The organism is Flavobacterium undicola, from assembly GCF_009909155.2.
Taxonomy (GTDB): Bacteria; Bacteroidota; Bacteroidia; order Flavobacteriales; family Flavobacteriaceae; genus Flavobacterium; species Flavobacterium undicola.
Map to the genome: position 1 here is coordinate 49,796 of NZ_JAAAPM020000019.1, position 25,063 is coordinate 74,858.

The window sequence follows — 25,063 nt, forward strand, 5'->3', positions numbered from 1 at the left end:
GTAATAAAAAATCAAAAAAAAAGGATAAACTAAAAAAATAGTTTATCCTTGATTTTATTGAATGATTATTTTCATAATTATTCAGCAGCTTCAGTAGTAGTATCAGTTTCTGCAGCAGGAGCCTCATCAACTGGAGCTTCTTCTGTTTTCTTAGCTTTACCACCACGACGGCTTTTTGCTTTTTTAACTTCTTTTTTACCTCCATTGTAAAGTTCATTGAAATCTACTAATTCGATCATTGCCATATCAGCATTATCTCCTAAACGATTTCCAACTTTAATGATACGAGTGTATCCACCTGGACGGTCACCAACTTTAACAGCTACGTCTCTGAATAAATCAGTTACCGCATATTTGCTACGTAAGTTAGCAAAAACAATACGACGATTGTGAGTCGTATCATTTTTAGATTTTGTTATAAGCGGCTCAACAAATTGTTTAAGTGCTTTTGCTTTAGCAACAGTAGTGTTAATACGTTTGTGCTCGATAAGAGAACAAGCCATATTAGCTAACATAGATTTTCTATGCGCAGTCTGTCTGCTTAAGTGATTGAATTTTTTTCCGTGTCTCATGACCAATTTATTTTAACTTCATCTTGCTACAATCCACTATGGAGAGCAAAATATGAAGTAAATTATTCTTTATCTAGTTTGTATTTCGCTAAATCCATTCCGAAAGTCAAATTCTTAACTGCTACAAGTTCATCTAGCTCTGTTAAAGATTTTTTACCGAAATTACGGAATTTCATTAGGTCATTTTTATTGAACGATACTAAATCACCAAGTGTATCAACTTCAGCCGCTTTCAAACAATTTAAGGCTCTCACAGACAAATCCATATCAACAAGCTTAGTTTTAAGCAATTGTCTCATATGTAATGATTCCTCATCATAAGATTCTGTTTGTGCAATTTCATCAGCCTCAAGTGTAATTCTTTCGTCAGAGAACAACATGAAATGGTGAATTAGAACTTTAGCAGCTTCTGTCAAAGCATCTTTTGGATTAATAGAACCATCAGTTTTAATTTCAAAAACTAATTTTTCATAATCTGTTTTTTGCTCTACACGGAAGTTTTCAATAGCATATTTTACATTTTTTACCGGAGTAAAAATTGAATCTGTAAATATGGTTCCAATTGCAGCATTCTGTTTTTTGTTCTCTTCAGCAGGAACATATCCTCTACCTTTTTCAATTGTTAAATCAAGGTTTAATTTGATTTTACTATCTAAATTACAGATCACTAGTTCTGGATTCAAAACTTGGAAACCTGAAATAAATTTTTGAAAATCACCAGCTGTTAACTGATCTTTACCTGAAACAGAAATAGAAACTGATTCATTATCGATATCTTCAATTTGACGTTTGAAACGTACTTGTTTTAGATTAAGGATAATTTCGGTAACATCTTCAACAACTCCTGAAATAGTAGAAAACTCATGATCTACACCTTCTATGCGAACAGATGTAATTGCATAACCTTCCAATGCTGAAAGCAAAACTCTTCTAAGTGCATTACCAACAGTCAATCCGTAACCAGGTTCTAAAGGTCTAAATTCGAATTTACCTTCAAAATCGGTTGAATCGATCATGATAACTTTATCGGGCTTTTGAAAATTAAATATTGCCATAAATTTCGACTAAGTCAATTATTATTTGTTGTACAACTCTACGATTAATTGTTCTTTAATGTTTTCTGGAATTTGAAGTCTAGCAGGTACAGCTACGAAAGTACCTTCTTTAACGTCATTGTTCCAAGTAATCCATTCATAAACTTGACTTGAATTAGATAAAGAACGTTCGATAGCATCTAAAGATTTAGATTTTTCACGAACAGCAACTTTATCACCAGGTTTAAGGTGGTAAGAAGGAATGTTTACAACTTCACCGTTAACAGTGATGTGTCTGTGAGAAACTAATTGTCTAGCACCTCTTCTAGAAGGAGCAACGCCCATTCTAAAAACTACGTTATCCAATCTTGCCTCACATAATTGTAAAAGAACTTCACCAGTAACACCTTTAGTAGCTGATGCTTTTTTGAATAAACCTCTGAATTGTTTTTCTAAAATTCCGTAAGAATATTTAGCTTTTTGCTTTTCCATTAACTGGATAGCATATTCAGATTTTTTACCTCTTTTTTTAGCCATCCCGTGTTGTCCAGGAGGGTAGTTTCTTTTTTCGAAAGATTTGTCATCTCCGAAGATTGCTTCGCCAAATTTACGAGCAATTCTAGTTTTAGGACCAGTATATCTTGCCATTTCAATGAATTAATTAAGGTAGAGATTATGAATTCAGGTCATATCCTTCGATAATCGTGATTCTACCTAGTTATACTTAAATTTATTATTAAACTCTACGTCTCTTTGGAGGACGACAACCGTTGTGTGGCATTGGAGTAACGTCGATAATTTCAGTTACTTCGATTCCACCGTTATGCAAAGAACGGATAGCAGACTCACGTCCGTTTCCTGGTCCTTTTACATAAACCTTAACTTTTTTCAATCCAGCTTCAAGAGCTACTTTACTACAATCTTCTGCGGCCATTTGAGCTGCGTATGGAGTATTCTTTTTAGAACCTCTAAAACCCATTTTACCAGCTGAAGACCAAGAAATAACTTCACCTTTTTTGTTAGTCAAAGAAATAATGATGTTATTGAAGGTAGCAGAAATATGAGCTTCTCCCGTTGATTCAACGATAACTTTACGTTTTTTTGTAGTTGCTTTAGCCATATTACTTATTATTTAGTTGCTTTTTTCTTGTTAGCAACAGTTTTTCTTTTACCTTTTCTTGTTCTAGAGTTATTCTTAGTTCTTTGTCCTCTTAATGGAAGACCAGTTCTATGACGAATACCTCTGTAACATCCAATATCCATTAAACGTTTGATGTTCAAAGAAACTTCTGAACGCAATTCACCTTCAATTTTGAAAGTTGAAACTGCCTCACGAATTGCTCCTATTTCGTCATCATTCCAATCTTGAACTTTTTTGTCTTGGCTAACTTGAGCTTTTTCTAAAATCTCTATAGCTCTACTTTTTCCTAATCCGAAGATGTAGGTAAGTGCAATAACACCTCTCTTGTTTTTTGGGATATCTACCCCTGCTATTCTTGCCATAATTATCCTTGTCTTTGTTTAAATCTAGGATTCTTTTTGTTTATTACGTATAATCTTCCTTTTCTACGTACGATAATGCACTCGGCACTTCTCTTTTTTACTGATGCTCTTACTTTCATTGTGAATATCTTTAATATCTATAAGTAATTCTTGCTTTAGACAAATCGTAAGGACTCATTTCCAGTTTCACTTTATCACCAGGTAATAATTTGATATAATGCATACGCATCTTTCCCGAAATATGAGCAATCACAACATGTCCATTCTCTAATTCTACACGGAACATTGCATTAGATAATGCTTCGATAATTGATCCGTCTTGTTCTATTGCTGATTGTTTTGCCATAAAATTAAGCTACTGCCTTTCTGTTTTTTCCGCTTTTCATTAAACCATCATAATGCTTATTCAACAAGTACGAATTGATTTGTTGAATGGTGTCGATTGCAACACCTACCATAATTATTAATGAGGTACCTCCAAAAAACATTGCCCAAGATTGTTGAACATCCATAAGACTTACAACTATCGCTGGGAACACAGCTATTAGAGCAAGAAATAAAGAACCTGGAAAAGTTATTAAAGACATCACTTTGTCAAGAAAATCAGAAGTTTCAGCTCCCGGTCTAACACCTGGAATAAAACCACCACTTCTTTTAAGATCATCTGACATTTTATTAGTAGGAACTGTAATTGCAGTATAAAAGAATGTAAAAACAACGATTAAAGTTGCAAAAACAAAATTATACCAAAAACCGAACATATTACTAAAAGCACCTACAATAGATTGTGAAGCATCGGATTTTGACAACCCTGCTACAGCAGCAGGAATAAACATAATTGCTTGCGCAAAAATGATAGGCATAACCCCAGCAGCATTAAGCTTCAAAGGAATCCATTGTCTATTTCCACCTAACATATCTTGTTCAAAATCACCAGAAGCAGTACGTCTAGCATACTGAACTGGTATTTTTCGAATAGCCATAGTTAACAACACACATGCAATGATAACTAAAAGCCAAATAATTATTTCAATCACTAACAACATTGGACCACCATTGTTATTAGTAACTCTAGTTGTAAATTCTTGAATAAATGCTTGAGGAAATCTAGCAAGGATACCCACCATTATTAATAGTGATATACCGTTACCTATTCCTTTATCAGTTATCTTTTCTCCCAACCACATGGCAAAAATTGTACCTGTAACTAAGATAATTACTGAAGAAAATAAGAATTCAAAAGAATTAAAACCTAATAAAAATGCACTACTTGGTAAAGTTCTGTAAAGATTGTAAATATACGTAGGTCCTTGTACTAGAGTAATAACAATAGTCAACCAACGTGTGATTTGATTAATCTTTTTTCTACCACTTTCTCCATCACTTTGTAGTTTTTGCAAATAAGGAATAGCAATTCCCATAAGCTGTACAACGATAGATGCAGAAATATAAGGCATAATTCCTAAAGCAAAAACTGACGCTTTAGAAAAAGCTCCTCCAGTAAACATGTCTAAAATAGACCCAATACCCTTTTCGGTTTGGCCAGCTAAACTGTTTAATTGTGTAGCGTCAATTCCTGGAAGAGTAACGTGAGCTCCAAAACGATAAACTAAAAGCAGTCCTAAGGTCATTAGGATTCTGTTTTTTAGTTCCTCGATTTTCCAAACATTACTTATTGATTCAATAAATTTCTTCATATTAATTGAAAAATTATATTGTTACAGCTTCTCCACCAGCAGCTTCAATAGCAGCTTTTGCAGTAGCAGTAAATTTGTGAGCAGTTACTTTTAATTTAGCTTTCAATTCTCCTCTTCCTAAAATCTTTACAATTTCATTTTTAGTAGCCAAACGATTTGCAACAAAATCTGTCATTTGAACAGAATCTGTAACTAGACCGTTATCTACCAATAATTGAAGTGTATCTAGATTAACACCTTCGTATTCTTTACGATTGATGTTTGTGAAACCAAACTTAGGAACACGCCTTTGAAGTGGCATTTGACCTCCTTCAAAACCAATCTTTTTAGAATATCCAGAACGAGATTTTGCTCCTTTGTGTCCACGTGCAGCGGTACCACCTTTTCCAGAACCTTCTCCTCTACCTAATCTTTTATTTTGATTGTGTGTTGACCCTTCAGCTGGTTGTAAGTTACTTAAATTCATAACAGTATTTGTTATTTAGCTTCTTCAACAGAAACTAAGTGTTTAACTTTGTTTATCATCCCAAGGATTGTAGGGTTTGAGTCATGCTCTACAACTTGACCCATTTTACGTAGACCTAAAGCCTCTAATCCTCTTTTTTGATCAAGTGGACAGTTGATTTTACTTCTAACTTGTTTTACTAATAATTTAGCCATAATTTCCTTGATTAACCTTTAAAAACTTTTTCTAAAGATACTCCTCTTTGTTTTGCAACGGTGTGAGCACTTCTCATTTGTAATAAAGCATCAAAAGTTGCTTTTACTACGTTGTGAGGATTTGATGATCCTTGAGATTTAGATAATACATCGTGAATACCTACTGATTCAAGAACTGAACGAACAGCTCCACCAGCAATAACTCCTGTACCATGAGAGGCAGGAATTAAGAATACACGTGCACCACCAAATTTACCTTTTTGTTCGTGAGGAACTGATTGACCATTCAAAGGAATTTTAACTAAATTTTTCTTAGCATCTTCTACTGCTTTCGCAATTGCTTCAGAAACATCTTTAGATTTTCCTAATCCGTGTCCAACTACTCCGTTTTCATCACCTACAACTACAATAGCAGAAAAACCGAAAGCTCTACCACCCTTTGTAACTTTAGTAACACGATTAACACTTACCAGACGATCTTTAAGTTCAAGACCACTTGGTTTTACCAATTCTACATTTTTGTATTTAGACATAATATATTAGAATTTAAGTCCAGCCGCTCTTGCGCCTTCTGCTAATGATTTAATACGACCGTGGTATAAGTATCCTCCTCTATCGAATTTTACTGTTTCAACCCCAGCTTTTAACGCTTTTTCTGCAACAAGTTTTCCAACTGCAGCTGCAACTTCAACGTTAGTACCGTTTCCTATTTCTTTTTCTCTTGAAGAAGCAGACAACAATGTAACTCCGTTTACGTCATCAATAAGTTGAGCGTAAATTTCTTTGTTACTTCTAAATACAGATAATCTTGGATTAGCAGCAGTACCACTTATCGTTTTTCTGATTCTGAATCTGATTCTCTGTCTTCTTTCAGGTTTTGTTAATGACATAATCTCTTATTTTTTAAGCTGATTTACCTGCTTTTCTTCTTAATACTTCACCTACAAATTTAACACCTTTTCCTTTGTACGGCTCTGGCTTACGGAAACCTCTGATTTTCGCAGCAACAGCTCCTAAAAGTTGTTTATCTAATGATGTTAATTTTACAATTGGGTTTTTACCTTTTTCAGATATAGTTTCAACAATTACTTCTGGAGCAACTTCTAAAACAATATTGTGAGAAAATCCAAGTGCTAAATCTAATTTTTGTCCTTGGTTAGAAGCTCTGTAACCTACTCCTACCAATTCTAATGATTTTGTAAAACCTTCAGTTACACCAATAAACATATTGTTGATTAAAGATCTATATAAACCGTGTTTTGCTCTTTGATCTTTATGATCAGATGATCTTTCAACTTGAACTTGATCACCTTCAACTGTTACAGTTACATCCGAAAACTCCTGTGTTAGTTGACCGTTTTTTCCTTTTACTGTAATGATACCATCTTTAACTTCAATAGTTACTCCAGCAGGGATTACAATTGGACTCTTTCCTATTCTTGACATCTCTTATAAGTCTTTTTAAATTAGTATACGTAGCAAATTACTTCACCACCTACATTTAATTGCTTAGCTTTCTTTCCAGTCATCAAACCTTTTGAAGTAGAAACAATAGCAATACCTAATCCGTTAAGGATTCTAGGAATATTTGAAGAACTAGAATATTTACGTAAACCTGGTTTACTAATTCTTTGGATATCTTTAATAACTGCCTCTTTAGTATCTTTATCATACTTCAAAGCAATTTTGATAGAACCCTGAATAGTGTTTTCTTCAAATTTGTAACTTAAGATATAACCTTGATCAAATAAGATCTTAGTAATTTCTTTTTTTAGATTAGATGCAGGAATTTCGACAACTTTGTGGTTTGCAGCCACAGCGTTTCTAACTCGCGTTAAATAATCTGCAATAGGATCTGTATTCATATTTATTAATTTGCGGTTATGGTTTTCTTTAAGTCTTTCTCATTGAACCTTTAACCAATTAAAATTCGTTTTTTACCAGCTGGCTTTTTTAACTCCTGGTATCAATCCATTATTAGCCATTTCACGGAAAGTTACACGTGAAATACCGAATTGACGCATGTACCCTCTTGGTCTACCTGTTAATTTACAACGATTGTGTAAACGAACTGGTGAAGCATTTTTAGGTAATTTTTGCAAACCTACGAAATCTCCAGCCTCTATCAAAGCTTTTCTTTTCTCAGCATACTTAGCTACCGTTTTTTCTCTCTTAACCTCGCGGGCTTTCATTGATTCTTTAGCCATATCTTAATTCTTTTTAAAAGGTAAACCTAATTCAGCCAATAATGACTTTGCTTCTTTGTCTGTTTGAGCAGTAGTAACAAAAGTGATATCCATTCCTGAAATCTTGTTAACTTTATCAATATCAATTTCTGGGAAAATGATTTGCTCTAAAACTCCAAGATTATAATTACCTCTACCATCGAATCCAGTAGCTTTGATACCACTAAAATCTCTTACACGTGGTAAAGCTGAAGTAATAAGTCTATCTAAAAACTCATACATTCTTTCTCCACGCAAAGTAACTTTTGCTCCAATAGGCATTCCTTTTCTCAATTTGAAAGACGCAACGTCTTTCTTAGAGATTGTAGAAACTGCTTTTTGTCCAGTGATCTTAGTTAACTCATCAACTGCATAGTCAATTAGTTTTTTATCAGATACAGCTGCACCAACTCCACGGCTTAAAACGATTTTTTCCAATTTTGGAACTTGCATTACGTTTACATATCCGAACTCTTCTTTAAGAGCAGAGATTACTCTACTCTTATATTCCTCTTTTAATCTAGGTATATACGCCATTACTATAGTACTTGATTAGATTTTTTTGAAAATCTTACTTTCTTATCTCCTTCAACTCTTACACCTACTCTTGTTGTTTCCTTAGTTTTAGGATCAATTAAAGAGATATTAGAAATTTGAATAGGAGCTTCCTTCTTAACGATTCCTCCTTGAGGGTTTTTAGCACTTGGTTTTGTATGTTTCGAAACCATGTTTACACCTTCAACAATCGCTTTGTTTTTCTCACGGTCAACACGTAATACTTTACCTTCAGCACCTTTATGGTCTCCAGCAATTACTCTTACGATATCTCCTGATTTTATTTTTAGCTTTATCATCTTAAAACGAATTAAAGCACTTCTGGTGCTAATGATACAATTTTCATGAATTGTTTTTCACGAAGTTCTCTTGCTACCGGACCAAAAACACGAGTTCCTCTCATTTCCCCTGCAGCGTTCAAAAGAACACATGCATTATCATCGAAACGGATATAAGAACCATCAGCTCTTCTCACTTCTTTTCTGGTACGTACAACAACTGCAGTTGAAACAGCTCCTTTTTTAACGCTTCCGTTAGGAGATGTATCTTTAATAGATACTACAATCTTGTCACCAACAGAGGCATACCTTCTTTTGGTACCTCCTAAAACACGGATAGTTAAAACTTCTTTAGCCCCTGTGTTATCTGCTACTTTTAGTCTTGATTCTTGTTGTACCATAATTATTTAGCTCTTTCTAGGATTTCAACCAATCTCCAACATTTTGACTTACTTAAAGGACGCGTTTCGCTAATTCTTACAGTATCTCCAATGTTACAGTCGTTTGTTTCGTCATGTGCAACAAATTTCTTTGTTTTCAATACGAACTTACCATATAATGGGTGTTTTACTTTAGTAACTTGTGCAACAACAATAGATTTATCCATTTTGTTTGACGTTACAACACCAATTCTTTCTTTTCTTAAATTTCTTTTTTCTTCCATCTTTCGCAGATTACAATTATTGCACCTCTCTTTTAGTAAGCTCTGTAGCCAATCTCGCAACTGCTCTTCTCAAACTTCTAATTTGAAGTGGATTTTCAATTGGAGATATTGCATGAGCCATTTTTAGGTCAGCATATGTTTTCTTAGCTTGGCTAAGATTTTCTTGCAACTGTGCTGCAGAAAGATCTTTTATTTCTGATTGTTTCATAATTTGATATAGATTATGCTTCGAAATCTCTAGCAACAACGAATTTAGTTTTCACAGGAAGTTTTTGAGCTGCAAGACGTAACGCCTCTTTTGCAACTGACAAAGGAACCCCTCCTACTTCAAACATAATTCTTCCGGGTTTAACAACAGCTGCCCAATATTCAACGGCACCTTTACCTTTACCCATACGTACCTCAAGAGGTTTCTTAGTAATTGGTTTGTCTGGAAATATTTTGATCCATAATTGTCCTTCTCTCTTCATAAAACGAGTTGCAGCAATACGCGCAGCTTCGATTTGACGTGAAGTAAGAAACATACCATCTTCATGAACAGATTTAATACCAAACATTCCATTAGAAAGTTCATGCCCTCTTTGAGAGTTTCCTTTCATTTTACCTTTTTGTACCTTACGGTATTTAGTTCTTTTAGGCTGTAACATTTTTCTTTAATTTAAAAATTACTTTCTTTTACGAGCGTCAGGTTTTCCACCTTTTCCAAAGTTAGATTTTCCGCGAGGAGCATCTCCACCTTTTCCGCCAGCTTGTTTTTTGTCCATTCCAGCAAGCGGAGAAAGATCTCTCTTTCCGTAAACTTCACCTTTCATGATCCACACTTTGATACCCATTCTACCGTAAGTAGTATGCGCTTCAGCAAGTGCATAATCAATATCGGCTCTGAAAGTTGACAAAGGAATTCTTCCCTCTTTGAAACCTTCTGAACGCGCCATCTCAGCACCATTCAAACGACCAGAAATTAAAACTTTGATACCTTCAGCGTTCATACGCATAGAAGCAGCAATAGCCATTTTAATTGCACGTCTGTAAGAAATACGACTTTCGATTTGACGAGCGATGCTTGTTGCAACTAAATAAGCATCTAACTCAGGTCTTTTGATTTCAAAGATGTTAATTTGAACTTCTTTGTCTGTAATTTTCTTAAGTTCTTCTTTCAACTTGTCTACCTCTTGGCCACCTTTTCCGATAATAATACCAGGTCTAGCAGTAGTGATAGTAACGGTTACAAGTTTCAAAGTTCTCTCGATGATTACTTTTGATACACTAGCTTTTGATAAACGAGCATGTACATACTTTCTGATTTTGTGATCTTCAGCTAATTTATCGCCGTAATCATTTCCACCATACCAGTTAGAGTCCCATCCTCTGATGATACCAAGTCTATTTCCAATTGGATTTGTCTTTTGTCCCATCTTGTATTAATTTGCTTGTGTGTTATTAATAGCTCCTAACACGATTGTTACGTGATTTGAACGTTTTCTAATTCTATGTGCGCGACCTTGTGGAGCTGGACGAAGTCTTTTCAACATCATTCCACCATCTACTCTAATCTCTTTAACAAATAATCCAGCTTCTTCTAAATTACCTTCACTATTTTTTTGCTCCCAGTTGTTGATTGCAGATAATAATAGTTTCTCTAATTTTCTTGAAGCTTCTTTAGAACTGAATCTTAAGATGTTAAGTGCTCTTTCTACCTTCTGACCTCTTACCAAGTCCGCTACTAAGCGCATTTTTCTAGGTGAAGTAGGGCAGTTATTCAATTTTGCGAAAGCAATAGACTTATTAGCCTCTTTTCTCGCATCTGCTGTTTCTCTTTTACGAACTCCCATTGCTTCTTATTTTTTACCTTTATTTTTTGCTCCAGCATGACCTCTAAAAGATCTAGTTGGTGAAAATTCTCCTAATTTGTGACCTACCATGTTTTCTGTTACGTAAACTGGTACAAACTGACGACCGTTATGAACTGCGATAGTTTGTCCAACAAAGTCAGGAGTAATCATAGAAGCTCTAGACCAAGTCTTAACCACTCCTTTATTTCCACCTGCAATGTTTTCTTCAACTTTCTTTTCTAACTTATAATGAACGAAAGGTCCTTTTTTTAATGAACGTGCCATATCTTATTATTTCTTTCTACGTTCTACGATATACTTACTACTCGGATTTTTCTTAGAACGAGTTCTATAACCTTTAGCTGGTACTCCATTTCTTGAACGTGGATGTCCACCAGAAGAACGACCTTCTCCACCACCCATTGGGTGATCAACAGGGTTCATTGCAACAGGTCTTGTTCTAGGTCTTCTTCCTAACCATCTAGTTCTACCTGCTTTACCAGATACTACTAATTGGTGGTCTGAATTAGATACTGCTCCAATTGTAGCCGAACAAGTCAACAAGATTAATCTTGTTTCTCCTGATGGCATTTTAATTGTTGCATATTTTCCATCTCTTGCCATTAATTGAGCAAATGTTCCTGCAGAACGAGCAATAACAGCTCCTTGACCAGGTCTCAATTCGATACAAGAAATTACAGTTCCCAGAGGAACTTTACTTAAAGGTAATGTATTCCCAATTTCTGGTTGAGCTTCAGCACCAGAAACTAATTTCTGACCTACTTTCAATCCATTTTGAGCAATAATATAAGTTTTCTCTCCATCAGCATACGCTAATAAAGCAATAAAAGCAGTTCTGTTTGGATCATACTCAATTGATTTCACTGTAGCTGGAATTCCATCTTTAGTTCTTTTGAAATCAATGATACGATATCTCTGCTTGTGACCACCACCCGTATAACGCATGGTCATCTTTCCTTGACTATTTCTACCTCCAGAGTTTTTTATCGGCGCTATCAAAGAGCGTTCCGGCTTATCAGTTGTAATGGCGTCATAACCATTCACAACTCTAAATCGCTGACCTGCGGTAATAGGTTTTAATTTTCTTACTGACATTGTTATATCTTAGATATTGTTGTAAAAATCAATTGTTTCTCCTTCTTGTACTTGTACAATTGCTTTTTTATATGCATTTGTCTTTCCACTGATTAAACCACTTTTAGTGTATTTAGTAGTCCTGTCTGGTCTTACATTAATCGTATTAACACTTAACACAGTCACACCATAAGCAGCCTCAACAGCTTTCTTAATCTCAACTTTGTTTGCTTTTTTGTTAACAACGAATCCAAAACGGTTCAAAACTTCACTTTCTTTGGTTACTTTTTCCGTTACTATAGGTTTAATTATGATACTCATATCCTATTATTTACTTAAATTTTCTTCAATTACTTCCAAAGAACTCTCCAAAAGCACTAAATTATTAGCATTTAAAATATCGTAAGTACTTAATTCTAAGCTACTTACAACACTAGACACCTTTAAATTACGTGACGACAAATATACATTTTTATTGGTATTACCCAATACAAATAGAGATTTTTTATTTTCTAACTCTAAAGCTTTCAAAACGTTAATGAAATTTTTAGTGTTCGGAGCCTCAAAATTAAAGTCTTCAAGAACGATAATATTTGACTCTTTTGCTTTTATAGAGAAAGCTGATTTTCTCGCCAAACGCTTCAAGTTTTTATTCAATTTGAATGAATAACTTCTTGGTCTTGGCCCAAAAACAGTTCCACCACCTTTAAACAAAGGGTTTTTTGCACTACCCGCACGAGCAGTACCTGTTCCTTTTTGTTTTTTAATCTTACGAGTACTTCCCGCTACTTCAGCTCTTTCTTTAGCTTTGTGCGTCCCTTGTCTTTGATTAGCAAGATATTGCTTAACATCAAGGTATACTGCGTGATTATTTGGTTCAATTGCGAATACTGAATCAGAAAGTTGAACTTTTCTTCCAGTATCTTTTCCGTTGAAATCTAATACTTTTACTTCCATTACTTCTGAATGATTACATAAGAGTTGTTACATCCAGGAACACATCCTTTAATAACAAGCAGGTTCTTTTCAGCCACTACTTTTAAAACTCTAAGGTTTTGAACTTTTACATTGTCTCCTCCCATTCTTCCAGCCATACGCATTCCTTTGAATACTCTAGATGGATAAGAAGAAGCTCCAACAGAACCAGGCGCTCTTAAACGGTTATGTTGACCATGAGTTGCTTGACCAACACCACCAAAACCGTGACGTTTTACAACACCTTGAAAACCTTTACCTTTAGACACACCCTGTACATCTACAAATTCCCCTTCAGCAAAAATAGAAACATCAATAAGATCTCCTAATTTTTGTTCAGTTGCAAATTCCTTGAATTCAACGACTTTTTTCTTAGCAACAGTTCCCGCTTTTTTAAAGTGACCTAAAGCCGCTTTTGTGGAATGTTTCTCGTTTTTGTCATCGAAACCAAGTTGCAACGCTTCGTACCCGTCAACACCTTTGGTTCTGACTTGGGTAACAACACATGGACCTGCCTCAATAACAGTACAAGGAATATTCTTCCCGTTCTCATCAAAAAGACTAGTCATGCCGATTTTTCTACCAATTAACCCAGACATAAATATTAATTATTAATTATTAAATATAAAAACAGAACACATTCGTTTAAGTGAAGCTGTTTTTTAAAGTGGTGCAAAAGTATAACTTATTTACACACAATCCAAAAAAACTTTTCACTTAAACAAAGTGCTCTAATTTACTCTTGAAAAAAAACTTAAACTTTGATTTCTACTTCAACTCCACTAGGCAATTCTAATTTCATTAAAGCATCGATAGTTTTAGATGAAGATGAATAAATATCAATTAATCTCTTATATGACATTACTTCAAATTGCTCTCTTGCTTTTTTGTTTACGTGCGGAGAACGCAATACTGTAAACAATTTTTTGTGAGTTGGCAAAGGAATTGGCCCTGTTACCACTGCTCCGGTAGTCTTAACCGTTTTTACAATCTTCTCAGCAGACTTATCTACCAACATGTGATCGTAAGATTTTAATTTTATTCTGATTTTTTGACTCATTTTCTTAAAGATTAAGCGTTTCCTTTTGCTTTTTTGATTACTGCTTCTGAAATATTAGAAGGCGTCTCTGCATAGTGAGAGAATTCCATTGTAGAAGTTGCTCTACCAGAAGACAATGTTCTTAATGTTGTAACATAACCAAACATCTCTGATAAAGGCACATCAGCTTTAATAGTTTTAGCACCATTTCTATCTCCCATGTCACTCACCTGACCTCTACGACGGTTAATATCACCTACGATATCTCCCATGTTTTCTTCTGGTGTAATAACTTCCATTTTCATGATTGGCTCAAGAATTACAGCTCCAGCAGCTTTAGCTACTTCTCTATAACCCATTCTAGCTGCAAGTTCAAAAGAAAGTGCATCAGAATCCACAGGGTGGAAAGATCCATCCAATAAAGTTACTTTTAAACTATCAACTTGATACCCTGCTAAAGGACCAGTTTTCATAGCCTCACGGAAACCTTTCTCTACAGAAGGAATATATTCTTTTGGTACGTTACCACCTTTTACAGCATTAATAAACTGCAACCCAACTGGAGTTTTACCGTCAACTTCATCAGCAGGCTCAAGAATAAATACGATATCACCGAATTTACCACGACCTCCAGATTGTTTCTTATAAGTCTCTCTATGTTGTGCTTTTTTAGTAAACGCTTCTTTATATTCAACTTGAGGCTCACCTTGGTTCACTTCAACTTTAAATTCACGTTTCATTCTATCAACTAAGATATCTAAGTGAAGCTCACCCATACCTGAGATAATAGTCTGCCCTGAAGCCTCATCAGTTCTAACAGTAAACGTAGGATCTTCTTCAGCTAATTTAGCTAAAGCCATACCCATTTTATCTACGTCAGCCTTAGTTTTAGGCTCAATAGCAATACCAATTACCGGCGCAGGGAATTTCATTGACTCAAGAATAATTGGATGTTTTTCATCACACAATGTATCTCCAGTTTTAATATCTTTAAATCCAACAGCAGCTCCAATATCTCCAGCCTCAATATATTCGATTGGATTTTGTTTGTTAGCGTGCATTTGGTAGATACGAGAAATTCTTTCTTTATTTCCTGAACGAGTGTTCAAAACATAAGAACCAGCATCTAAACGACCTGAATAAGCACGGAAGAAAGCTAAACGACCTACGAATGGGTCAGTAGCAATCTTAAATGCTAAAGCAGCAAATGGCTCTTTAACATCTGGCTTACGCAAGATTTTAGTTTGATCCTCTTCTAACAATTCAGCATCATCAGGGTGAATTCCTTCAATACCTTCTTTATCCATTGGAGATGGCAAGTATTTACACACTGCATCTAACATGAATTGAACTCCTTTGTTTTTAAAAGATGAACCAGCAATCATAGGAATGATAGCCATATCCATTACAGCAGCTCTTAAAGCAGTATTAATCTCCTCTTCTGTAATAGAATCCGGATCTTCCATATACTTATCAAGCAAGTTCTCATCATAATCAGCAACCGCTTCAATAAGAATATCTCTGTATTCTTTTACTTCATCAACCATATCAGCAGGAATATCAACAACTTCATAAGTTGCTCCCATTCCAGCATCATCCCAAACAATAGCTTGGTTTCTTACTAAATCCACAACACCTTTAAAATCATTCTCTTCACCAATTGGCAAAGTGATTGCAACAGCGTTTGATTTCAACATATCTCTAACTTGCTGACATACCATCAAAAAGTTAGAACCTTGTCTATCCATTTTATTAACGAAACCAATACGTGGTACTCTATATTGATCTGCTAATCTCCAGTTAGTTTCTGATTGTGGCTCAACACCATCAACAGCACTAAATAAGAAAACCAAACCATCAAGCACACGCAAAGAACGATTTACCTCAACAGTAAAATCAACGTGTCCCGGGGTATCGATAATATTAAAGTGATAAGGCAATGTTTCAGGTAAAATTTTACCTTGTGTAGTTGGAAAATTCCATTCACAAGTTGTAGCCGCAGAAGTAATTGTAATACCTCTTTCTTGCTCTTGCGCCATCCAGTCCATTGTTGCAGCACCATCGTGCACTTCACCAATTTTGTGTGATTTTCCAGTATAGAATAATATACGCTCTGTTGTTGTTGTTTTACCAGCATCAATATGAGCAGCAATTCCTATGTTTCTTGTATATTTAAGTTCTCTAGCCATTTCTTAAGAATTAAAATCTAAAGTGAGAGAAAGCTTTGTTAGCTTCTGCCATTTTGTGAGTATCCATTCTTTTCTTAACAGCCGCTCCTTCTTCTTTAGCCGCAGCTAAACATTCTGAAGCTAATCTTTGAGCCATTGACTTTTCGTTTCTTCTTCTAGAATAAAGTATCAACCACTTCATTGCCATAGAAATTTTTCTATCTGGACGAATTTGCATTGGAATTTGAAATGTAGCTCCACCAACTCTACGGCTACGTACTTCTACGTGAGGCATAACGTTTGTTAAAGCATCTTTCCAGATTTCTAATGAAGTTTTTTCGTCATTTTGCTTTTTAGTTTCAATAATGTCAATTGCATCATAAAAAACTTTAAAAGCTGTAGATTTTTTACCATCCCACATTAAGTTATTCACAAAACGTGTTACCAGTTGGTCATTAAACCTTGGATCTGGTAAAAGTGGTCTCTTTTTTGCCGCTCTTTTTCTCATGTCTTTTTTTTAATAAAAAGTTATGGGTTATCCGTTAAATGTTATGCGTTACAGATTTCTACTTACGCTTCAACCCCAACCCTTAACTCCTAACCTCTAACTCTTAACGTTTTAAATTACTTTTTTGCTTCTTTTGGGCGTTTAGCACCATACTTAGATCTTCTTTGCGTTCTTCCTGCTACTCCTGACGTATCAAGCGCACCACGAACGATGTGATATCTAACTCCTGGTAAATCTTTTACCCTTCCACCCCTAACTAATACTATCGAGTGCTCTTGTAGATTGTGACCTTCACCAGGGATGTAAGCATTCACTTCATTACCATTTGTCAAACGTACACGCGCTACTTTACGCATCGCAGAGTTTGGTTTTTTTGGTGTAGTAGTGTAAACACGCGTACAAACACCTCTTCGTTGAGGGCAAGAATCTAAAGCAACCGATTTACTCTTCTTAGTTATCTGAGTTCTTCCTGTTCTTACTAATTGTTGAATTGTTGGCATAATTAATACTAAAAATTATTATGTAAATATAAATCCCGCTTTTTACGGGGTTGCAAATGTATAAATTATTTTTTACTCTACAAATGTTAATTCATTAATTTTCAACAAGATTATCTTCTTTACAATTTTAACAAACAAACTCCAGTTCCTAATCTTTTACAATTAAAACACCTAAACAGAAAAAGAACCCCGAAAAATTAGGTTATTTAACACATTTTTAAGATTTTTGTAACAAGAACCCAAATCTTTAAAAATGAAATCAAAACTCAAAGTAATATTATTGCTAGCATTAGCAATAATAACACAGCTTTCCTACTCACAGGAAAGACTTGTAACAGGTATTGTTTCAGACAACTCAGGAATACCTCTACCTGGCGTTAGCGTTTTAATAAAAGGAACGCAATCTGGAACACAAACCGATTTTGATGGTAAATTTAGCATTAAAGCTACTCCATCTCAGATTCTGATATTTAGCTATATTGGAATGAAAACACAAGAAAAACCAGCTAATTTATCAACACTTTCAGTAAAACTCTTAGGAGAATCTATAGAACTTGAAGGTGTTGTTGTTACAGCACTGGGTATAAAAAGAAAACCTAAGGACTTAGGATATTCTGTTAGCACAATAAAACCTGCTGAGATTACCGAAAATTCAGAACCGGATTTACTACGTGCCATCAACGGTAAAGTAGCCGGGGTAAACATAAACGTTTCTTCTGGGGTAGCTGGAGCTGCTAATCAAATCACTATTAGAGGTATCAACTCATTCACAAAAGACACGCAACCTTTAATAATTGTTGATGGAGTAAAATACAACAATACTTCAGTGGCCACTTCAAACCAAACCAATAGTGGCGGTGGATACGAATCGGCGTTATCGAGCTTAGACCCTAACAATATTGCTTCTATTAACATTCTAAAAAGTGCCGCAGCCTCAGCATTATATGGTTCAAGAGCAGTTAATGGGGTTATTGTAATCACAACCAAAACAGGTTCAACAACTGCTAATAAAAACAATAAACTTAGTGTAAACGTATCTACAGGAGCTTACACCGACAATATTGCTAACCTACCTGATTACCAAAACAAATATGGCGCCGGATCAAATTTCAAATACGGCCCTTCATCCAATGGATCATGGGGACCTGCATTTGGAAAAGCTGGTAGTGCCTATGGATTAAATGATGACGGAACCATCCCAACTTGGCCAACTGTTTTAGAAGTAGCTCCAGAACTTGGCTCTACAGTTCCTTATGTAGCCAAACCTAACAATGTTAAAGACCTGTTTAGAACTGGTACTGTTTATGATAATTCTATTGGTTTTAATTATGCAGGCCAAGATGGTAATTTTAACGCCACTATCTCCAACTTAAACCAAAACGGCTACATTCCTTTTAACAGCTACGACAGAACATCTGTTGCCATAGGTGGTAATTTTAAATTAGCAAATAAGTTAACAATGGGAGCCAATATGAGTTACGCGAAAACAGCTCAAAATGGAGGTTTTTTTGGCGACCATCAATCTTCAGATGAGTCATCTTCATCTTCTTTTGCAAGAACCCTTTTTATCGCAAGAAACTGGGATTTAAACTTGCCATATGAGAATCCCGAAACTGGAGCATCTGTAACACCTAACGGAAATCAATTCGACCACCCTTTATGGTCATGGAAACATGATAAAATCATTTCTAAAACAAACAGAACAGTCGCTGGAGTAAATTTAGATTACGCAATAAATGACAATATTTCAGCATCCTATCGATTTGGATTTAACAGATATACCTTAGACAGAAAAGAAATTAGAGATAAAAATTCTATCGCATACGGAGGAGTTGGCTATCTTGTAACTGACAACTTCACTAACGAAGATATTGAATCTACTTTTTTAGTAAATTTTAACTACAAGTTAAATGAAGATATAAATCTTACCGCAATTGCGGGTAACAACATTTTACAAACGAACACTTCACGAATTGCTTTTGCTGGAAGAGAAATCATAACTCCCAACCTATTTACATTAAGAAATTTCAAAAACATAGCCAGCTTAGTTGACGAAGGAACTCGATACAGAAACGTTGGTATTTTTGCTGATATTACTTTAGGATATAAAAACTACTTATTTCTAAATGCGACTGGAAGAAACGATTATTCATCTTCATTACCAGTAAACAATAATTCGTATTTCTATCCTTCAGTTAACACCTCTTTAATCATAACAGATGCTTTTAACATTAAAAGTAACATCTTGACATTTGCAAAATTAAGAGCTAGCTATGCTAAAGTTGGTAATGATGCTCCGGCAGAATTTTTAAGTTCTTCTTTTATTTTAGGAGATGCTTTCAATAGTAACCCAGTAATAGGTAATAGTACATCATTAGCTGATCAACAAATTAAACCTGAATTTACTAACGAATACGAAATTGGTACCGAATTAGAATTTTACAACAGAAGAATAGCCTTAGATTTAAGTTTATACACCAAAACAACAACAGACTTAATTACAGCCATTACTACCCCAACATCGACAGGTTACGATACTTACAACACAAATATTGGTGAAATGAACAACAAAGGAATTGAAGTTGCATTGACCCTAGTTCCTATAAAAAATAATAATTTTAATTGGACATCTACTACCACATTCACCAAAAATAAAAACAAAGTTATCGAAATTGCAGAAGGCATTGAACGTACCGAAATAAATGCCAGCAATGGAGGAGCGAAAACCGAAGGAGGATTAGCTCAAGTAGGATACATCATAAAAGATCAACCTTACGGAATTTTTTACGGAACAAAATTTGCAAAAGACAACAACGGTAACTACTTAATAGATCCAGGATCCGGAGGAATTCTTGCAGACACTGAAGCCGGAATTATCGGTGATCCAAATGCAGATTTTAAAATGAGTTTTACAAACACATTTAGCTACAAAGGATTTTCATTAAGAGCCCAATTCGACTGGAAACAAGGTGGTGATTTCAAATCATCAACACTAGAGCAATTATTAGGACGTGGTGTAACTAAAGACACCGAAGACAGAGAACATACCTATATTATTCCAGGATATTACGGACAAATAGATACTAACAGTGGAAAAGTAGTTCCTATTACCGATACGAACAACAACCCTGTCCCTAACACTACCCAAATTACTGCAAATGATCTCTATTTCTCTCCTTCGACAAATGGAAACACATTTGCGATCAATAGTGTTGACGAAGCAACTGTGTATGACGGAACTGTTTTTCGTTTAAGAGAAATTAGTTTAACCTATGATTTACCTTCTGAAATTTTGAAAAAAACTGCTTTTGGAAAAGTAAGTTTTAGTCTACTAGGAAGTAACCTATGGTACTTAGCACCAAACGTTCCTAAATACACTAATTTCGATCCTGAAATTGCAAGTTTTGGTTCCGGAAGACTACAAGGAATTGAAATTACAGCAGCACCAACCTCAAAAAGACTTGGTTTCAAAATTAATTTAACATTCTAAAACTAACAGTATGAAACTTATAAAAACATTGAAACATAATAATACAATATTTGCATTATTATTATCATCAATACTCCTAGTAAGTTGTAACGGTTATCTTGATGTTGATACTGACACTGACAATCCTACAATTGCCCCTCTCAATTATTTACTGACAAGTACTCAAGTCGCTTTAGGAAAAACAACCGGTTTTCAAGATTATTCTGGAGATGTATTACAGGTGTACACTCATCAAATGACCGTAAAAGAAGAACAAGATCAATATGGAACAAAAGTAAATAACATAACTGTTCAAAATGATTGGGATAATTCATACCTAACCTTAACCGATATTGAAAGTTTAATCAAACAAAGTTCCGAAAGTGGCGATTTAATATATCTAGGAATTGCACAACTAGAAAAAGCCTATTTAATGTCAGTAGCCGTTGATTTATGGGGAGATGTACCTTATAGCGAAGCTACAAAACTGAAAGTCGGTACTGTAGGTCCGAAATTTGATGATCAAAAAGAAATTTACAAATCAATTTTAACTTTAATTGAAACTGCTAAAACCAATTTAAAAACAAACACAGGATTAAAACCTAGTGCCGATGATTTGTTTTATGGTGGGGACACCGTTAAATGGATACGTTTTGCAAACACATTCAAGTTAAAACTATACAATCAAATGCGTTTATCGTCAGAATTTGATCAAACTGGTTTTAATGCTTTGATTGCTGAAAATAATTTCTTCACATCTATCGATGATGATTTTCAATTTCTTCATACTGGAAATTCCTCACCATCAGACGAAAGAAATACTTTATTCTTAGAATCTTATAATAGCTCACAATTCACCACATATATGAGCCCTTGGTTTTATGAAATAATGATGGGGATGAATCCTAATATTCATAATGGAAATAAAGACCCTAGAATTAGTTATTATTTCTTTAAGCAACTTACAGCAGGACAATTTCCTCCTGATTTAGGAGATACAAACACTGGAAATCCAAAAGCTGACTATTGGGACAAAACCACCGGCTTTTTTAGTATCCGATTTGGCAGCCAAGGACCTTGGAGCAGTTTTAGCACCGAAAACTCAAACACCTACCCTGGTATTTTTCCTTGCGGAGGAAGATACGATGATGGTAACGGAGGTGTAGCCGACGTTGACTCTGGAACTGGAATTGCCCCACATAGAATATTAACCTATGATGAGTTTTTATATATTCAAGCAGAATTAATCCAAGCAGGAAAATTAACAGGCAATGTTACCACAAAACTACAACAAGCTATGCAAGCTAGTTTTGCAAAAGTAGATCAGGTTGTTGCTAATAGCGGAACAAAACAAACAGGAATACCCAAACTAGTTGGTTCCTCAAATGTTACGACTTTCATCAACAAAATCATCACTGAATTTACCGCTGTAAACAGCACTAAGAAACTAGAAATCATTATGACTCAAAAATGGGTAGCCACTTTTGGAGACCCAATGGATCAATATACTGATTACAGAAGAACTGGTTTCCCAATTTTAGCAAACCCTAATTCAACTTCAAAAGAATACCAATTAAATAACGGAGATGGATTCCCAATTGATGATTCAGAAACAGTCTTGAAAAACCCATACCAATTATCTTTATATTGGCCTCTTTCTGAGTTAAATTTAAACAAAAATGCTCCTGCACAGAAAAACCCGGCAACATACAAAATATTTTGGGATAACTAATAAATGAAAATATATCATGAAAAATATAAGAAAAATATTCGCTATATTAACATTATTAATGTTAGTACTCTCCTGTGAAAATGATGGTGGTGACTCAAAAATAGACACACAATATGGTGCTGTAATCGACATCCAAAAATCATCTTCGTCAGAGACATATATTAATTTAGTTGCATTACAAAACGGAGGAGATATCAATCTTGGTTTTACAATTGACAAAGCCGTTGGCGATATAGCTTCAATAGACGTTGTGGGATTATACATTAAATCTGACGGAACAACAATATTCAAAGGAAAGTTTTCTACAGCTATAAAAACATTCCCTTATACTTTAAACATTAATAAACAAAAGATATATGATGCCTTTTCCCAACTAAATTCATCAGATGATTTTGAAACAGGTGATCAGTTAACTATTAGCGCTGAATTAACCTTAAAAGATGGAACAGTTTTAAAACTTATTAATGATGATGGCAGCAATAATTTTAGCCCTAATATAGCCACTTCCAGCACTTACAAAGTTTTCCAAGCATACAATGTTTCTTGTCCTTCTTCTCTAGGCGGTACTTATCAATTCACTACCACAAATACCAGTGCTCCTACTGGAGAATTTGCTGCCGGACCTTTAACAGGAACAGTTGTTTTTGAGGATTTAGGCGGAGGTGTCTACAATATATCTGATGCTTCTTTCGGTGGATGGGCAGGCTTATATGGGCCTGGTAATATTGCCCAAAAAGTGCAACTTAAAGATATTTGCAACAAAATTTCTTACCTAGGTACTGACCAATATGGAGAAGTATTTACATTTTCTAACTTAGTGGTCAATGGGGATAAAATTTCTTTTCACTGGGAAAATGATTATGGTGAATTCGGTAATACTACTTTAAAAAGAACCGATGGTTCCAACTGGCCTAGTTTAACATTATAAAAAAATAAAAACAACTACAAAATCCATCCTAAATCGGGATGGATTTTTTTTATATATTTGCGCCATGGAAAAAGAACATCAAATATTCGGGATTAGAGCCATTATTGAAGCGATTCAAGCTGGTACAACAATAGACAAAGTGTACATTCAAAAAGAAGCCTCTGGCGAATTGATGAAAGACTTGATGAAAGTCATGAAGCGTGCTAATGTAAATTTTTCGTATGTTCCTGTTGAAAAACTAAACAAACTTACTCCTAACAACCATCAAGGTGCTGTAGCTACCATCTCTCCTATTTCTTTTTTTGATTTAGAAACTTTGATTGAAACGGTAATCGAAAATGGAAAAAAACCATTGTTTTTGATATTGGATCAAATTTCTGATGCCCGTAATTTTGGCGCTATTATTAGAACTGCTGAATGTACTGGAGTAAACGGAATAATCATTCAAAAATCAGGTTCAGCTCCTGTAAATGGAGATACTGTTAAAACATCGGCTGGTGCGGTTTTTAATATTCCAATTTGTAAAGTAGAACACATTAAAGATGCTATTTTCCTTTTACAAGGAAGCGGTATCAAAACCGTTGCAGCTACTGAAAAAACAGACGACACGATTTACAACGTTAATCTAAACGAAGGGGTAGCGATTATCATGGGTTCAGAAGATCGTGGAGTAAATCCTTCAGTATTAAAAATTGTAGACGAAAAAGCTAAACTACCCATGTTTGGAACAATTGGTTCTTTGAACGTATCTGTTGCTTGTGGTGCATTTTTATACGAAGCGGTAAGACAGAGAAGTTAATAATCCCATCCCCAACCCTTTCCTTTGGGAAGGTGGTTAAAAAAATATAAACGAATTAAGACTCTGGTTTTGATTCGTTTTTTTCGTTATCTACAATATCGTAATTGACATCAAAATTGGATAAGTAATAAGATTGTATTTCCTCATCAGGATCAATTATTGGAGGATTTACAAAATTGCCGTTTTCATCAAATCGTTGCATGAATTTATCTTCTGCTGGATTATAATCGGGCATTTCCCATTCGTATTTAGGCACTTTTTTAAACTCAGGCGTTTGATACAAAACCGCTAAAGCAAAACCGGTAATCAAACCTGCCAAATGCCCTTCCCAGGAAATAGCCTCATCCACTTTTGGGAACACATACCAAATCATTCCACCATACATTGTAATTACCGCCAAAGACAAAGCCACCAAACGGTAGTATTTAGTCATTATTCCTTTGAAAAAAATAAAAGCGAACAACACATAAATCAATCCGCTTGCGCCAATATGATAACTTTCTCTTCCAATCAACCAAGTTAAAACCCCCGAAAACAAAATACCATAGCAAACCACTTGAAAAGACAGTTTCGAATAAAAAAACTGTAAAGCAGCTAATAATACTAAAAGCGGAATGGAATTATTGTAAAGATGATTCAAATCAGAATGGATAAAAGGACTGAAAATCACGCCTTGCAATCCTGAAAAAGTACGAGGATAAATTCCGTTTTCTACAAAGTCAAAATCAAAACGAATTTCTAACCAATACACAAACCATAGGAACAACACAAAAAAAAGTGGGAGTCCTATAACCGCGTTTGTAAATTTGAAATGTTTATCCATTTTATTG

General features: G+C 34.9%; 37 protein-coding genes. 4 read left to right on the top strand and 33 right to left on the bottom strand.

Annotation, left to right across the window (positions count from 1 at the left end; translation table 11 throughout):
* Positions 1-77: 77 nt before the first annotated feature.
* The 32 genes from rplQ to rpsL all read right to left on the bottom strand — a co-directional run bounded on the left by rplQ (position 78) and on the right by rpsL (position 17,305).
* Entirely contained in the window at positions 78-572 is a 495-nt protein-coding gene (gene rplQ / locus GTZ96_RS11980) for a 50S ribosomal protein L17 (protein ID WP_161644167.1), read from the bottom strand.
* A gap of 62 nt (positions 573-634) precedes the next feature.
* Positions 635-1,627 carry a DNA-directed RNA polymerase subunit alpha gene (locus tag GTZ96_RS11985; RefSeq protein ID WP_071183834.1) on the bottom strand — a complete coding sequence of 331 codons (993 nt, stop codon included), beginning with the start codon at positions 1,625-1,627 and terminating at the stop codon, positions 635-637.
* A 21-nt stretch (positions 1,628-1,648) separates the two neighbouring features.
* Positions 1,649-2,254, bottom strand: coding sequence for a 30S ribosomal protein S4 (gene rpsD / locus GTZ96_RS11990; RefSeq protein WP_161644168.1), 606 nt, complete (start codon positions 2,252-2,254; stop codon positions 1,649-1,651).
* A gap of 88 nt (positions 2,255-2,342) precedes the next feature.
* Positions 2,343-2,726, bottom strand: coding sequence for a 30S ribosomal protein S11 (gene rpsK / locus GTZ96_RS11995; RefSeq protein ID WP_035637333.1), 384 nt, complete (start codon positions 2,724-2,726; stop codon positions 2,343-2,345).
* A gap of 8 nt (positions 2,727-2,734) precedes the next feature.
* Positions 2,735-3,109 (bottom strand): 30S ribosomal protein S13, encoded by a 375-nt coding sequence (rpsM, locus tag GTZ96_RS12000; protein ID WP_161644169.1) that lies wholly within the window; start codon positions 3,107-3,109, stop codon positions 2,735-2,737.
* Between the two features lie 2 nt (positions 3,110-3,111).
* Positions 3,112-3,228, bottom strand: a complete 117-nt coding sequence (gene ykgO / locus GTZ96_RS12005; RefSeq protein WP_002987490.1) for a type B 50S ribosomal protein L36 — start codon at positions 3,226-3,228, stop codon at positions 3,112-3,114.
* An 11-nt stretch (positions 3,229-3,239) separates the two neighbouring features.
* On the bottom strand, positions 3,240-3,455 hold the full coding sequence (infA, locus tag GTZ96_RS12010) for a translation initiation factor IF-1 (RefSeq protein ID WP_026714631.1): 216 nt from the start codon (positions 3,453-3,455) through the stop codon (positions 3,240-3,242).
* 4 nt (positions 3,456-3,459) lie between these two features.
* Positions 3,460-4,806 (bottom strand): preprotein translocase subunit SecY, encoded by a 1,347-nt coding sequence (gene secY / locus GTZ96_RS12015; protein WP_161644170.1) that lies wholly within the window; start codon positions 4,804-4,806, stop codon positions 3,460-3,462.
* 13 nt (positions 4,807-4,819) lie between these two features.
* Positions 4,820-5,272, bottom strand: coding sequence for a 50S ribosomal protein L15 (rplO, locus tag GTZ96_RS12020; RefSeq protein ID WP_161644171.1), 453 nt, complete (start codon positions 5,270-5,272; stop codon positions 4,820-4,822).
* 11 nt (positions 5,273-5,283) lie between these two features.
* On the bottom strand, positions 5,284-5,466 hold the full coding sequence (gene rpmD, locus GTZ96_RS12025) for a 50S ribosomal protein L30 (protein WP_011963452.1): 183 nt from the start codon (positions 5,464-5,466) through the stop codon (positions 5,284-5,286).
* 11 nt (positions 5,467-5,477) lie between these two features.
* On the bottom strand, positions 5,478-6,002 hold the full coding sequence (rpsE, locus tag GTZ96_RS12030; protein WP_085950926.1) for a 30S ribosomal protein S5: 525 nt from the start codon (positions 6,000-6,002) through the stop codon (positions 5,478-5,480).
* Positions 6,003-6,005: 3 nt separating this feature from the next.
* Positions 6,006-6,356, bottom strand: a complete 351-nt coding sequence (rplR, locus tag GTZ96_RS12035; RefSeq protein ID WP_161644172.1) for a 50S ribosomal protein L18 — start codon at positions 6,354-6,356, stop codon at positions 6,006-6,008.
* 13 nt (positions 6,357-6,369) lie between these two features.
* Positions 6,370-6,912, bottom strand: coding sequence for a 50S ribosomal protein L6 (rplF, locus tag GTZ96_RS12040; RefSeq protein ID WP_161644173.1), 543 nt, complete (start codon positions 6,910-6,912; stop codon positions 6,370-6,372).
* Between the two features lie 20 nt (positions 6,913-6,932).
* Positions 6,933-7,331 (bottom strand): 30S ribosomal protein S8, encoded by a 399-nt coding sequence (rpsH, locus tag GTZ96_RS12045; RefSeq protein ID WP_161644174.1) that lies wholly within the window; start codon positions 7,329-7,331, stop codon positions 6,933-6,935.
* A gap of 72 nt (positions 7,332-7,403) precedes the next feature.
* Positions 7,404-7,673: a 30S ribosomal protein S14 gene (rpsN, locus tag GTZ96_RS12050; RefSeq protein ID WP_024981518.1), complete on the bottom strand. Its 270-nt coding sequence runs from the start codon at positions 7,671-7,673 to the stop codon at positions 7,404-7,406.
* A gap of 3 nt (positions 7,674-7,676) precedes the next feature.
* Entirely contained in the window at positions 7,677-8,228 is a 552-nt protein-coding gene (rplE, locus tag GTZ96_RS12055; protein WP_161644175.1) for a 50S ribosomal protein L5, read from the bottom strand.
* Positions 8,229-8,230: 2 nt separating this feature from the next.
* Positions 8,231-8,545, bottom strand: coding sequence for a 50S ribosomal protein L24 (rplX, locus tag GTZ96_RS12060; protein WP_073245935.1), 315 nt, complete (start codon positions 8,543-8,545; stop codon positions 8,231-8,233).
* A gap of 11 nt (positions 8,546-8,556) precedes the next feature.
* The gene (rplN, locus tag GTZ96_RS12065) at positions 8,557-8,925 is read right to left on the bottom strand and encodes a 50S ribosomal protein L14 (protein ID WP_026978405.1); all 369 of its coding nucleotides are present in this window, start codon (positions 8,923-8,925) and stop codon (positions 8,557-8,559) included.
* A gap of 2 nt (positions 8,926-8,927) precedes the next feature.
* Complete coding sequence (gene rpsQ / locus GTZ96_RS12070; RefSeq protein WP_026706247.1) at positions 8,928-9,188, bottom strand: 30S ribosomal protein S17; 261 nt, start codon at positions 9,186-9,188, stop codon at positions 8,928-8,930.
* Between the two features lie 16 nt (positions 9,189-9,204).
* Positions 9,205-9,396: a 50S ribosomal protein L29 gene (gene rpmC, locus GTZ96_RS12075; protein ID WP_161644176.1), complete on the bottom strand. Its 192-nt coding sequence runs from the start codon at positions 9,394-9,396 to the stop codon at positions 9,205-9,207.
* Positions 9,397-9,409: 13 nt separating this feature from the next.
* A complete protein-coding gene (gene rplP, locus GTZ96_RS12080; protein WP_007803637.1) occupies positions 9,410-9,835 on the bottom strand; it encodes a 50S ribosomal protein L16 in 426 nt (141 codons plus the stop codon).
* An 18-nt stretch (positions 9,836-9,853) separates the two neighbouring features.
* Positions 9,854-10,603 carry a 30S ribosomal protein S3 gene (gene rpsC / locus GTZ96_RS12085; RefSeq protein ID WP_161644177.1) on the bottom strand — a complete coding sequence of 250 codons (750 nt, stop codon included), beginning with the start codon at positions 10,601-10,603 and terminating at the stop codon, positions 9,854-9,856.
* A 6-nt stretch (positions 10,604-10,609) separates the two neighbouring features.
* Positions 10,610-11,020, bottom strand: coding sequence for a 50S ribosomal protein L22 (rplV, locus tag GTZ96_RS12090; RefSeq protein WP_071183843.1), 411 nt, complete (start codon positions 11,018-11,020; stop codon positions 10,610-10,612).
* A 6-nt stretch (positions 11,021-11,026) separates the two neighbouring features.
* The gene (rpsS, locus tag GTZ96_RS12095) at positions 11,027-11,305 is read right to left on the bottom strand and encodes a 30S ribosomal protein S19 (RefSeq protein ID WP_024981511.1); all 279 of its coding nucleotides are present in this window, start codon (positions 11,303-11,305) and stop codon (positions 11,027-11,029) included.
* A gap of 6 nt (positions 11,306-11,311) precedes the next feature.
* Positions 11,312-12,136, bottom strand: coding sequence for a 50S ribosomal protein L2 (gene rplB / locus GTZ96_RS12100; protein ID WP_161644178.1), 825 nt, complete (start codon positions 12,134-12,136; stop codon positions 11,312-11,314).
* A 9-nt stretch (positions 12,137-12,145) separates the two neighbouring features.
* Positions 12,146-12,436 carry a 50S ribosomal protein L23 gene (gene rplW, locus GTZ96_RS12105; protein ID WP_161644179.1) on the bottom strand — a complete coding sequence of 97 codons (291 nt, stop codon included), beginning with the start codon at positions 12,434-12,436 and terminating at the stop codon, positions 12,146-12,148.
* Positions 12,437-12,442: 6 nt separating this feature from the next.
* Positions 12,443-13,072 (bottom strand): 50S ribosomal protein L4, encoded by a 630-nt coding sequence (rplD, locus tag GTZ96_RS12110; RefSeq protein ID WP_161644180.1) that lies wholly within the window; start codon positions 13,070-13,072, stop codon positions 12,443-12,445.
* Positions 13,072-13,689, bottom strand: coding sequence for a 50S ribosomal protein L3 (gene rplC, locus GTZ96_RS12115; protein WP_161644181.1), 618 nt, complete (start codon positions 13,687-13,689; stop codon positions 13,072-13,074). The genes rplD and rplC overlap by 1 nt, the downstream gene beginning before the upstream one ends.
* Before the next feature lie 155 nt (positions 13,690-13,844).
* On the bottom strand, positions 13,845-14,150 hold the full coding sequence (rpsJ, locus tag GTZ96_RS12120; protein ID WP_007803605.1) for a 30S ribosomal protein S10: 306 nt from the start codon (positions 14,148-14,150) through the stop codon (positions 13,845-13,847).
* A gap of 11 nt (positions 14,151-14,161) precedes the next feature.
* Positions 14,162-16,318, bottom strand: a complete 2,157-nt coding sequence (gene fusA / locus GTZ96_RS12125; protein WP_161644182.1) for an elongation factor G — start codon at positions 16,316-16,318, stop codon at positions 14,162-14,164.
* 10 nt (positions 16,319-16,328) lie between these two features.
* Positions 16,329-16,805, bottom strand: coding sequence for a 30S ribosomal protein S7 (gene rpsG / locus GTZ96_RS12130; protein WP_026727879.1), 477 nt, complete (start codon positions 16,803-16,805; stop codon positions 16,329-16,331).
* 116 nt (positions 16,806-16,921) lie between these two features.
* Positions 16,922-17,305 (bottom strand): 30S ribosomal protein S12, encoded by a 384-nt coding sequence (rpsL, locus tag GTZ96_RS12135; protein ID WP_007136570.1) that lies wholly within the window; start codon positions 17,303-17,305, stop codon positions 16,922-16,924.
* Between the two features lie 253 nt (positions 17,306-17,558).
* Here rpsL and GTZ96_RS12140 point away from each other — a divergent pair, with 253 nt between their 5' ends.
* The 4 genes from GTZ96_RS12140 (at position 17,559) to rlmB (ending at position 24,233) form a co-directional block, all read left to right on the top strand.
* Complete coding sequence (locus GTZ96_RS12140; RefSeq protein ID WP_161644183.1) at positions 17,559-20,795, top strand: SusC/RagA family TonB-linked outer membrane protein; 3,237 nt, start codon at positions 17,559-17,561, stop codon at positions 20,793-20,795.
* Positions 20,796-20,805: 10 nt separating this feature from the next.
* Positions 20,806-22,506: a SusD/RagB family nutrient-binding outer membrane lipoprotein gene (locus GTZ96_RS12145; RefSeq protein WP_161644184.1), complete on the top strand. Its 1,701-nt coding sequence runs from the start codon at positions 20,806-20,808 to the stop codon at positions 22,504-22,506.
* Positions 22,507-22,522: 16 nt separating this feature from the next.
* Positions 22,523-23,434 (top strand): hypothetical protein, encoded by a 912-nt coding sequence (locus GTZ96_RS12150; protein WP_161644185.1) that lies wholly within the window; start codon positions 22,523-22,525, stop codon positions 23,432-23,434.
* Between the two features lie 64 nt (positions 23,435-23,498).
* Positions 23,499-24,233: a 23S rRNA (guanosine(2251)-2'-O)-methyltransferase RlmB gene (gene rlmB / locus GTZ96_RS12155; RefSeq protein ID WP_161644186.1), complete on the top strand. Its 735-nt coding sequence runs from the start codon at positions 23,499-23,501 to the stop codon at positions 24,231-24,233.
* 55 nt (positions 24,234-24,288) lie between these two features.
* Here the strand turns inward: rlmB and GTZ96_RS12160 are convergent, their stop codons facing one another.
* Positions 24,289-25,056, bottom strand: coding sequence for a rhomboid family intramembrane serine protease (locus GTZ96_RS12160; protein ID WP_161644187.1), 768 nt, complete (start codon positions 25,054-25,056; stop codon positions 24,289-24,291).
* Between the last annotated feature and the right edge of the window lie 7 nt (positions 25,057-25,063).